The sequence below is a fragment of the Pseudoalteromonas sp. P1-26 genome (assembly GCF_001401795.1).
Taxonomy (GTDB): Bacteria; Pseudomonadota; Gammaproteobacteria; order Enterobacterales; family Alteromonadaceae; genus Pseudoalteromonas.
In genome coordinates, this window is sequence record NZ_LKDX01000076.1 from 1 (window position 1) to 10,312 (window position 10,312).

At 40.5% G+C, this 10,312-nt stretch carries 9 protein-coding genes and 3 tRNA genes; 8 read left to right on the top strand and 4 right to left on the bottom strand.

The features are described from left to right. Positions 1 to 3: 3 nt before the first annotated feature. A tRNA-Tyr gene (locus tag AN394_RS20280) sits at positions 4 to 88 on the bottom strand. A 112-nt stretch (positions 89 to 200) separates the two neighbouring features. Here AN394_RS20280 and AN394_RS20285 point away from each other — a divergent pair. Together AN394_RS20285 and AN394_RS20290 are read left to right on the top strand one after the other, a co-directional pair. Further along, complete coding sequence (locus AN394_RS20285; protein ID WP_055022407.1) at positions 201 to 716, top strand: VC2046/SO_2500 family protein; 516 nt, start codon at positions 201 to 203, stop codon at positions 714 to 716. 162 nt (positions 717 to 878) lie between these two features. Beyond that, entirely contained in the window at positions 879 to 1,178 is a 300-nt protein-coding gene (locus AN394_RS20290; RefSeq protein ID WP_054564021.1) for a DUF6172 family protein, read from the top strand. Positions 1,179 to 1,253: 75 nt separating this feature from the next. On the opposite strand, the gene AN394_RS20295 is transcribed toward AN394_RS20290, so the two are convergent. The 3 genes from AN394_RS20295 to AN394_RS20305 all read right to left on the bottom strand — a co-directional run bounded on the left by AN394_RS20295 (position 1,254) and on the right by AN394_RS20305 (position 5,350). Beyond that, complete coding sequence (locus AN394_RS20295) at positions 1,254 to 1,694, bottom strand: hypothetical protein (protein WP_055022408.1); 441 nt, start codon at positions 1,692 to 1,694, stop codon at positions 1,254 to 1,256. A 155-nt stretch (positions 1,695 to 1,849) separates the two neighbouring features. Then, positions 1,850 to 2,818, bottom strand: coding sequence for a cysteine synthase A (gene cysK, locus AN394_RS20300; RefSeq protein ID WP_055022409.1), 969 nt, complete (start codon positions 2,816 to 2,818; stop codon positions 1,850 to 1,852). 198 nt (positions 2,819 to 3,016) lie between these two features. Next, the gene (locus tag AN394_RS20305) at positions 3,017 to 5,350 is read right to left on the bottom strand and encodes a carbohydrate binding family 9 domain-containing protein (protein ID WP_152968960.1); all 2,334 of its coding nucleotides are present in this window, start codon (positions 5,348 to 5,350) and stop codon (positions 3,017 to 3,019) included. A gap of 215 nt (positions 5,351 to 5,565) precedes the next feature. Between AN394_RS20305 and AN394_RS20310 the strand changes: the two genes are divergently transcribed. The 6 genes from AN394_RS20310 (at position 5,566) to AN394_RS20335 (ending at position 10,197) form a co-directional block, all read left to right on the top strand. Continuing rightward, positions 5,566 to 6,717 carry a dicarboxylate/amino acid:cation symporter gene (locus tag AN394_RS20310; protein WP_054553767.1) on the top strand — a complete coding sequence of 384 codons (1,152 nt, stop codon included), beginning with the start codon at positions 5,566 to 5,568 and terminating at the stop codon, positions 6,715 to 6,717. Between the two features lie 108 nt (positions 6,718 to 6,825). Beyond that, positions 6,826 to 7,476: a UvrY/SirA/GacA family response regulator transcription factor gene (uvrY, locus tag AN394_RS20315; RefSeq protein ID WP_054564041.1), complete on the top strand. Its 651-nt coding sequence runs from the start codon at positions 6,826 to 6,828 to the stop codon at positions 7,474 to 7,476. 8 nt (positions 7,477 to 7,484) lie between these two features. Beyond that, positions 7,485 to 9,308, top strand: a complete 1,824-nt coding sequence (gene uvrC, locus AN394_RS20320) for an excinuclease ABC subunit UvrC (protein ID WP_055022410.1) — start codon at positions 7,485 to 7,487, stop codon at positions 9,306 to 9,308. Positions 9,309 to 9,350: 42 nt separating this feature from the next. Beyond that, positions 9,351 to 9,896, top strand: a complete 546-nt coding sequence (pgsA, locus tag AN394_RS20325; protein WP_054564017.1) for a CDP-diacylglycerol--glycerol-3-phosphate 3-phosphatidyltransferase — start codon at positions 9,351 to 9,353, stop codon at positions 9,894 to 9,896. A 139-nt stretch (positions 9,897 to 10,035) separates the two neighbouring features. Beyond that, positions 10,036 to 10,111 (top strand) — tRNA-Gly (locus AN394_RS20330). 12 nt (positions 10,112 to 10,123) lie between these two features. Next, positions 10,124 to 10,197: transfer RNA gene (locus AN394_RS20335), tRNA-Cys, on the top strand. Positions 10,198 to 10,312: the final 115 nt, after the last annotated feature.

The window sequence follows — 10,312 nt, forward strand, 5'->3', positions numbered from 1 at the left end:
AAGTGGTGGAGGGAGCTGGATTCGAACCAGCGAAGGCTGAGCCGTCAGATTTACAGTCTGATCCCTTTGGCCGCTCGGGAACCCCTCCAATGCAACGGCGCTGATAATAGCAAACTTATTATTTAAGTAAAGAAAAAAACTAAAGAAAAATGCATAAATGCCGATAACTGGTTAATCAAGAAACTATTTGGCTAAAGACTATGCAAATTGATGGTTTGTTGCTCACAGAGAGCCAACTCGATAATCGTCTAAATAAAAGTGTCCACGAGCACCGCTCTGGAGAATTTGCTTTATTACTAGCAATGCTTTCTCATGATGCGCTCGATTTTAGCCAGTTTCACCTGCCAAAAACTGAATTAAGCAATCCTGAAGTATCTGAATCTGCTTTGCGCACCGAGTTAGGTGCAGGCCCCACACAACCATTAGCTCCCGAACAGTTTGATATGCTGATTGGGCAAGAAAATGCACTTAGACTATTGCAAGGTGGTTTATCAGACATCAGATTACGTCATTGTTTAAACCCAGAGCCACTGAATGTTCGTGATGATAAGCAACATGTGCCGCTAGAAGTGATTGATAACTGTGAGCCTGCAGTTAGAAAACGCTTTTATGAAAAAAATAAACCCGTTGAGCGCCCACAAATCGATGCAGCTGCATTTTATGATAGCCTTACTGACGAGGCGATACATCAACCTCTTCATTTAGCTACAGCTTAGGTATAAGTGGCTTAATCGAAATGTCATAGACTTCGAATACACTAAGAATAGACTTATATTTAAGTAAAACTGCAAAAAGTACAGCTAAATTAAGATGTGCTTGTTATAATAGCAGTCTATGGCTTAATGCCATTGTCATTGAACCAAGTTACTAGGACTATAATGAAGAAAACATTCACGCTAAACCACGAGAAAATTAAATATCCTCGTATGGTTGATGCAGCCAAGCACGAAGTAAAAAAATACTTAAAACGTGAGCGTAATAAAACACTCCCAGCAGGCGCCGACTATTGGGCGTTTGACTGTAAGTTTGGTGAATCAGCGGATGAGGCCAATGTCGTTCACGTGGCAGAGATTAATAAATGTATTAGCGATATCGAAGCAAAACAGCTTACATCGTTTTACGTTGAAATCTTAGCGCGTCCTGCACAGCGTCAACATCAAGAGTTTGACGAAGAGTAATATCCATACTGTTCTGCAGTAATACTCTTTCAAAAAAAAGGGCCCTTTAGGCCCTTTTTTAGTTTTCGTAATTAATTATCGCGCAAATGGATCGGCATTAATTTTTTCTATGTACCACTTGCCTTTTTTACGCATCATTTTCACACTGCGCATATCATCAATTTTCTTACCATTAAAATAACCCGTAAAAATCAAATTGATGTTAGCTTTATCGCCATATTGTTCGCGTAGACTCATGTTAGTCATATCGACTTCAATCACTACTTCATCGTATTGCATATTAACCAGGTTACGAGCGAACTGCCCAGCGGTGCCATAAGATTTCATAATTCGCGCCATTTTAGGCGTGGCATATTCCATCGCAAGATTTAAATCGTTTTGGTTGTATAAAGCATCAAAATAGAGAGTCGCTACATTACCTGGGGTGTTTTTTTCGCCCTTTGGTGCGTCTTCAGAACCGCAACCGAAAAGAATGCTGCTACTTAGAAGGATAATAGTTAAAAGTATATTTTTCATTGTTGTAGTTTTTCGAGTGAACTTAAAATTAAGTGTGTGACTAAATGAGCATGATGTAAAGTTAACTCGGTAAAATTGTTGGTTTTATTTATTTTAGGTAATAAAAAAGGACGCATGTCTGCATCCTTTTTTAACAACTAAGTGATTCTTAGTGGTTACTGAACTAGCTCTTTATCGCTGAACTCTTCAGCAAATAATGGGCTAGATAAGTAACGCTCAGTCGCACTTGGTAAAATTACCACAATGTTCTTGTCTGCGTTCTCAGGTTTTTCAGCAAGGCGTTTTGCCGCAACTACTGCTGCACCAGAAGAAATACCCACTAAAATACCTTCGTTTTTCATCAGTTCATGAGCCATAGCAATCGCATCTTCATTTGATACTTGCTCTGCAGCGTCTACAACTTCTAAATCAAGGTTGCCAGGAATGAAGCCTGCACCGATACCTTGGATTTTATGAGGGCCCGGTTTAACTTCTTCACCTGCTAATGTTTGGCTAATAACTGGTGAGTTAGTTGGTTCAACAGCAACCGATTGTACATCTAAACCTTTTTCTAGTTTAAGGTAACGGCTAACACCCGTAATAGTACCACCAGTACCAACACCTGCTACGAAGATATCAATTTTACCGTCCATTGCTTCATAGATTTCAGGGCCCGTTGTTTCAAAGTGAATTTTCGGGTTAGCTGGGTTTTCGAACTGTTGTAAAAGAATGTATTTTTCAGGCTCACTGGCTTGAATTTCTTTTGCTTTTTCAATCGCGCCATTCATACCCTTAGCGCCATCAGTCAATACTAGGTTAGCACCTAAGGCTTTTAATAATTTACGACGCTCTAAGCTCATTGTGTTAGGCATAGTCAGGGTTAGCTTATAGCCACGAGAAGCTGCTACGAACGCAAGTGCGATACCTGTGTTACCTGAAGTCGGCTCGATTAACTCTTTTTCTTTGGTTAATACACCTGACTTTTCTGCTTCCCAGATCATTGAAGCGCCAATACGGCATTTAACACTGAAGCTTGGGTTACGTGATTCAACTTTAGCAAAAACATTACCTGAGGTTACGCGGTTAAGCTTTACAATTGGTGTATTACCAATCGTTAATGAATTATCTTCAAAAATGTTAGACATAGTGTTCCCTTGGAAGCAATTTATTCAATCGTTGATCAACTAGCTTAGGCCAGCTATCTGTAATAGTCACACTTTACTGTGGTGAATAAAAAACGAAAGTAAAGTTTGGCTATAACATATAGCGAATAGGCTTATAGCATTTAGGAATAAGCAAACAAAGAAAGGGGAGGGCGCACCAAAAGGTGCGCTAATAGGCTCTTAGAGTAACCAAGCGTAGCTAAACTTGGCAAATAACGTACGCTGCTCTTTAGTAATTGATGATAGCTCATCATCTTGGTAGCCATTATCAGAGTAGCCAGCAAAGAATACCGTTTGCGGATTCAGCTTATAAGAATACAACAGCTGAGTGGCTAGGTTTTTATATTGGCTATCTACATCATCAATGTAATTAGCCTGATTGCGTTCTAAATCGGTATAAATGACTGCAAGGCGTAAAAAGCTATTCACGTTGAATTGGTAAGTAAAACGTACATCACTTAAGTTGGCGGTAAATACTTCACTGCCATCGGCTTCAAGCTGTTCATAAGTATGACGTAAACGCACTTCAAAATGCTTACCAAGGTTCATATTCAGCACAGGGCGTATATGGAACTTATCACCCACGCGGTTATTCGCTAAATCAACGGCATTACCTGTGTACATATATAAAGAAGCAAATACCCCTGCTTTTGGTTTAAAGTCACTGTAAAAACCAACGCCATTTTCGCTAAACAAGTCTGTGTTGCCGTCAATATCTAAACGTGATTTATCGTGGCGAAGGCCAGTGCGGTTACGGTGCTCAACAGAGACCTCAAAAAAGCTCTGTAACGGGCCGCTGACTGAAAAACTAGTTTGTGCTTCTTTTTCAAGAAGTTCGTTATTTTCGTTATGGGTAATATCCCAATCGGCGTAAAGGTTAGCGCGATTCCACCAATTGCCTTTATCGCCATACCAGCGGTATTCGCCACCAGTCGTAAACTTTTTAAAATCAACTTGTGAGATAAAGCCCAAGTCAGCTCTTAAATCAGCATCACGATAATTATAATCAGCGAAGGCACGCCAGTACTTCTCGTCGTGTTGATACTTTAGGTAGTAGCCAGTACCCGATTGCTGTTCTTTACTTAAAACACGAAGTACGCCTTCGTTATAGTCGCAGTCACTATTTAATTCACAAATTACTTGCTCGGGTTGTAAGCAGTTATCACCATCACATAACTCATCGATAAAATCTTGGCTGTATTGCGTTTGTGATTTTAATACTTGCACTAAGAAAACATCGTTCACTGTTGGTTTGTATTTACTATCAATACTGTAAACCGTGTTTTTATAATCATCACTTTGTCTGTGTGTTGCCGTTGAACCGAGTGATAACCCAGATTCAAAATCGTATCGATAACGCAGGGCACCGTTTTCACTTTTCTCGTCAAGGGCGACAAGAGATGAGCCTAAATTGCCCGGGATCAGCACATTGGTTTGCGTATCATTGGCAATGAAGCCAGCAAATGTATGGCCATTTTTACTGCCGGTGATTTTCGTGCCGTAATCTGGCTGGGCAATATTACGGGTATGAATGAGGTTAAGTGTTGAGGCAAAGTAGTCAGCGTTATCTAAAAAGAAGGCACGCTTTTCTGGGAAGAATAAACTGAAATTATTGTTCACACTCAATTGTGCTACATCCGCTTCAACCTGAGAAAAATCAGGATTAATCGTCGCATTTAAGGTGATATCTGGGGTGATCCCCCATTTAACATCGAGGCTGGCTTCAGTGTTGTTCTCTGACTCCCAGTCATCAACTTGTGCGCCATCAATTTCACGAGTCTCATTTTTGCCAAGCACCACAGATGGAATAATCGCCACGTTATTGCCTTGCTTTGCTTGTTCAAAGCCTTGGTAACTTGGCATTTGGCAAATCCAACAGTTGTTACCATGGTCAATTTGCATATTTGAGATACGTAATCGTTCACTGCGCGGTAAAAAGCGTAAAAACTCCATCGCCATAGTCTTACTTGCTACGCTGTCGTCAAAATTCAATACGCGTAATGGAATGGCAACTTCAACTGTGTAGCCTTTATCATGAATAACACCGACGCTATCCCAAATACCGTCCCATGATGAGCTTTCATGTTTAGTCAGTTCGTTTTCTATTGAATCTTGTTGTACGCCAAGTGGGTTAATAAAAAATTGATAAGCTAATTGAGAATTATTGTATGAATCAATTTTTAGCCCGACTAGGTCATCATCCCAGGCTGCGTCACGGTCACGGTAAAAAGCACGAATAAGTTCTGGGTTTGGGTCATTCGCTTCAAAGCCAATAAAAAGTGTTTCGCCATCTTCATAAACATAAGCGTGGGTGGTAACTGGGCTTTTACTGTTTTCATAAGGCCAAGTAATGTTGTCTATGGTAATTTTTTTGGCACGTTGCCAACTTGGCTCATTGAGCTGGCCGTCAATTGTTGCCTGCTCTGCAATAAAAGGAAGGGTGACGGGTTGGCTGGTGGCCAAGCTGGTAAAAGGCACGCTTAATAGAGCGGCACTTAACATTGATTTATACATAAGCACTATACGGGTATTCAAAACTGCGAGCATGTTATTAATTTGCAACTTTGTTAACAAATGCAACGCGACAGGGCGCATATATTTACGTTCAAATTAGATTCTAACAAGCTGTGGTGGTAATTTGCGCAGTTAAACGTTAATTTGGCTGTTTTATAACAAAAGTAAACTAAAACGTGGTAAAAGATTACCACCTAAAAATTGAAGTGATCGTTATGAATTTAATTCTAAAATTAATTGCTGGTATTGTTGCCGGTATTTTAGTGGGCTTATATGTGCCACTAACAGGTGTTGAACTCCTTTACACAGTAAAAGAAATAATAGGTCAGTTGATCACCTTTACCATCCCGTTAATTATTTTATTTTTTATCGCATCAGGTATTGCTGGTTTACCAAAAGGGTCAGGCCACTTGTTAGGAAAAACTGTTGGCTTTGCATATGGTTCAACCGTTATTGCTGGAACCTTAGCTTTTTTACTTGTCAGCGCTATGATCCCATTGTTTGATGGCGGTTTAACGTTTGAAGCAGAAGTTGCTACCGAAGTGGGCAGCTTTATTGATCTAGAAATTCCACCTCTTATGAGTGTAATGACAGCACTTGCTGCGGCATTCATTTTTGGTATTGGCATGAGCCAGTTACAGCTTGATACGTTAAAGAAAGTATCTGATCAGGGCCGTGATGTGATTGATGGCTTATTAGCAAAAGTAATTATTCCTGCGTTACCTTTCTACATTGCCGGTGTTTTCGCGGAAATGACAGTTGCTGGCACCGTGGTTGATACGCTGCAAACATTTGGTATTGTTTTGCTAGCTGCATTAATTATGCATTGGCTATGGCTTACTGTTTTATATGTATCTACAGGCCTTTTACTAAAGCGTAATCCTTTAGAGCTTGTAAAAAATATGCTACCCGCTTATTTTACTGCTTTAGGTACAATGTCGAGTGCAGCAACAATTCCAGTTTCACTTCGCTCAAGCAAAGCAAATAACGTAAAAGAAGATGTTGCTAACTTTACAGTACCTTTATGTGCAACTATCCATTTATCAGGCTCAACAATTACGATTGTGACATGTGCAATGGCTGTTATGTTCTTATCACCGAATATGGATGTACCATCGTTATTTGGTATGTTGCCATTTATTATGATGCTAGGCGTTGTAATGATTGCTGCTCCTGGCGCACCAGGTGGGGCAGTTATGTCGGCATTGGGTCTTTTAACAAGTATGCTTGGTTTTAATGAAGGTGCAGTTGCATTAATGATTGCACTTTATTTAGCACAAGATAGCTTTGGTACTGCCTGTAATGTAACAGGTGATGGTATCATTGCCCTATGGGTTGATCGTTTCAGCGAGAAAGCATCAGCTTAAAATTAATTAGTGAAACGATATTTTGATTTATCGTTTCACTTTTTCTGTGCTAATGTGGCACATTAAACTGTGCGAAAGCAGCTATTTGGGTTATTTGAGGGTGTTCCATTGATTAATGTACTTTTAGTTGATGACCATGAACTTGTACGGACAGGGATCAGACGTATACTTGATGATGTTCGTGGTTTTAAAGTGGTGGGTGAAGCTAAAACCGGTGAAGAAGCGGTGCAATTTTGCCGTCAACATTCACCTGATATCGTGTTGATGGACATGAATATGCCAGGTATTGGCGGTTTAGAAGCGACAAAAAAAATCTGTCGTTATTGCCCTGATGTAAAAATTATTGTGCTTACTGTGCATTGTGAAGATCCATTTCCAAGCAAAGTAATGCAAATCGGTGCTCACGGTTATCTAACAAAAGGTGCCGGCTCTGATGAAATGGTTAACGCTATTCGTGCGGTTAATGCAGGGCAACGTTATATTGCGCCTGAAATTGCACAACAAATTGCCCTTGCTCAGGTAAGCGGTCGCACAGATGAAAACCCATTCCAGAGTTTGTCTGAGCGTGAGCTGCAAATCATGCTGATGATCACTAAAGGTGAGAAAGCGCAAGATATTGCGGATCGCTTGAACCTGAGTTCAAAAACAGTGAATAGCTATCGCTATCGCATGTTTGAAAAGCTAAATGTAGGGGGGGATGTTGAACTTACCCATTTAGCAATTCGTCATAAAATGATCGACATTGATAGCTCGCATTAATTTGCTCAATGTCTGATTTCGAACCAGCCCGTTTTCTAAAAACACTATCAAGTGAGCCCGGTGTCTACCGAATGCTTGATAGTGAAGGGCAAGTTATCTATGTTGGTAAGGCTAAAAATCTAAAAAAGCGCGTAAGTAGTTACTTCCGTAGCAATGTGACTGATAGCAAAACGCGTGTATTAGTAAGTAATATTTGCGGTATTGAAGTCACCCTGACCAACACTGAAACCGAAGCCTTATTACTCGAAAACAACCTAATTAAAAAATATCAGCCTCGTTACAATATTTTGCTGCGAGATGATAAGTCATATCCGTATATTCTTTTAACTGATCATAAGCATCCGCGACTTGCTTTTCATCGTGGTAGCCGAAAAATTAAAGGCGAATATTTTGGCCCATTCCCAAGTGCGGGAGCGGTATCTGAAAGTTTGCGTTTAATGCAAAAAATCTTTCCGGTTCGCCAATGTGAAGATGCTTATTACCGAGCTAGAAGCCGTCCATGTTTACAATATCAGTTAAAACGCTGCTCAGCGCCGTGTGTGAATAAAATCTCCGATGAAGAATATCAACAAGAAGTTGATTTTGTTCGCAAGTTTTTGTTGGGCAAATCTCATGAAGTCATTGCCGATTTAGTTACTAAAATGGAGCAAGCAAGTAAAGAACTTAAATTTGAGCTTGCGGCCAAAGTGCGTGACCAAATCATGTTGCTTCGAAAAATGCAGGAGCAACAATCTATTTCAGGTAACCATGCCGAAATGGATGTGGTGGGTTTTGCTCATTTAAACGGTTTAAATGCGGTTCACTTATTAATGATCCGCGACCACAAAGTGCTAGGCAGTAAAACTTATTTTCCTAAAGTGCCAAAAGACTCAGGTGAAGAAGAAATTCTAACTTCTTTTTTAGGCCAATATTATCTAGCTCCCGGTGCAACAGGGCGTATTGCTAAAGAAATTATATTACCGTTTAATATTGAAGAAAGTGAGCCATTAAGCGAAGCGCTTACGGCAATCTCTGAACGTAAAGTGAGTTTAAAAGTTGCTAATCGCGGTGAGCGGGCACAGTATTTAAAGCTTGCTAATAAAAATGCACTTAACAGCATTAGTGTTAAGCAAAGCACGCAGGATTCAATCAACAAACGCTACGCACAATTAAAAGAAACATTACGCCTAGATGATATTAATCGCATGGAATGTTTTGATATCAGCCATACAATGGGTGAAAACACGGTAGCAAGTTGTGTGGTGTTTGATTCGCAAGGGCCTAATAATAAAGAATATCGTCGATTTAATGTTACCGGCATCACCGGTGGTGATGATTATGCTGCGATGGAATTCGCACTTAATAAACGCTACAACAAAGTGGTCGATGAAGACAAAATTCCAGATGTCATCTTTATCGATGGTGGTAAAGGTCAATTATCTCGTGCTGAGCAATATTTTGAAAACTGGCCGCATAATAAAATACCATTGCTGGTGGGTGTTGCAAAAGGTACCAGTCGGAAACCAGGTTTAGAAACGCTATTAATTGATGGCGGACGTAAAACAATACCACTTGATTCAGATGCACCAGCGCTGCATTTAATTCAGCATATTCGTGATGAGTCGCACCGTTTTGCCATTGCAGGGCATCGTAATAAACGACAAAAACAACGTACACAATCATTGTTAGAAGAGATTACCGGTGTAGGACAAAAGCGCCGACAAGCATTATTAAAATATTTAGGGGGCATGCAAGGGGTAAAAGCTGCTAATATAGACCAATTAAAACAAGTTCCTGGGATCAGCCCTGAAATGGCTGAAAAGATATTTAATCATTTGCATGACAAGGCGTAGCCTTCGTGCGAATATAGTAAAAAAAGACATCTCCAAGTAGTTATGTGGAATATTCCAAACACACTCACAACCTTTAGACTTTTTCTTATCCCCATTTTTTTGGTGATATTTTATTTGCCTTTCTCATGGGCGTTTTTCGCAGCTGCGTTTGTTTTCTGGCTTGCGTCAATCACAGATATCCTTGATGGCTATCTAGCGCGTCGTTTAAATCAGTCAACGCCTTTCGGTGCGTTCTTAGATCCGGTTGCCGACAAAGTAATGGTGTGTGCAGCACTGGTTGCTTTATCAAGCCACTACCAAAGTTTGTATATGACTATTCCAGCATTAGTTATTATTAGCCGTGAAATTGTTATCTCTGCTTTACGCGAATGGATGGCAGAGCAGGGTAAACGTGACAACGTAGCTGTATCAAACATGGGTAAGTTTAAAACTGCAGCACAGATGCTAGCCATTATTGGTTTGATCTGGCAGTTTGATACATGGATGATCTACTTAAGTTATGGCCTTTTGTACGTCGCAACATTCTTAACGCTTAGTTCTATGTTGCAGTATTTAATAGCGGCATGGTCAGAATTGACCAAAAATTGATCCTAAACGTTTAATTACACACCGTTTTAGATAAAAAATAAGCAAACAGTTCAAAACTAGCATTTTTTATATTGACGCGTTTAATAATCTCTGTAGAATGCGTCCGTGTTGAGAGGGCATAGCCCCCAAGATAAAGAAAGCGGCACTAGCTCAGTTGGTAGAGCGCAACCTTGCCAAGGTTGAGGTCACGAGTTCGAGCCTCGTGTGCCGCTCCAATTATCTAATTTGGCGGAATGGCAGAGTGGCCATGCAGCGGATTGCAAATCCGTCTACCTCGGTTCGACTCCGGGTTCCGCCTCCATTCAACACTCCACGCGCTCTATGAGCAACCCGATGCCCGGGTGGTGGAATTGGTAGACACAAGGGATTTAAAATCCCTCGCTGGTAACAGCGTGCCGGTTCAAGTCCGGCCCCGG

Excerpts from the sequence above, each read along its gene's own strand:
- AN394_RS20285 (WP_055022407.1), top strand. The coding sequence starts at position 201 with ATGCAAATTGATGGTTTGTTGCTCACAGAGAGCCAACTCGATAATCGT.
- AN394_RS20290 (WP_054564021.1), top strand. The coding sequence starts at position 879 with ATGAAGAAAACATTCACGCTAAACCACGAGAAAATTAAATATCCTCGT.
- AN394_RS20295 (WP_055022408.1), bottom strand. The coding sequence starts at position 1,694 with ATGAAAAATATACTTTTAACTATTATCCTTCTAAGTAGCAGCATTCTT.
- cysK (WP_055022409.1), bottom strand. The coding sequence starts at position 2,818 with ATGTCTAACATTTTTGAAGATAATTCATTAACGATTGGTAATACACCA.
- AN394_RS20305 (WP_152968960.1), bottom strand. The coding sequence starts at position 5,350 with ATGTATAAATCAATGTTAAGTGCCGCTCTATTAAGCGTGCCTTTTACC.
- AN394_RS20310 (WP_054553767.1), top strand. The coding sequence starts at position 5,566 with ATGAATTTAATTCTAAAATTAATTGCTGGTATTGTTGCCGGTATTTTA.
- uvrC (WP_055022410.1), top strand. The coding sequence starts at position 7,485 with ATGTCTGATTTCGAACCAGCCCGTTTTCTAAAAACACTATCAAGTGAG.
- pgsA (WP_054564017.1), top strand. The coding sequence starts at position 9,351 with ATGTGGAATATTCCAAACACACTCACAACCTTTAGACTTTTTCTTATC.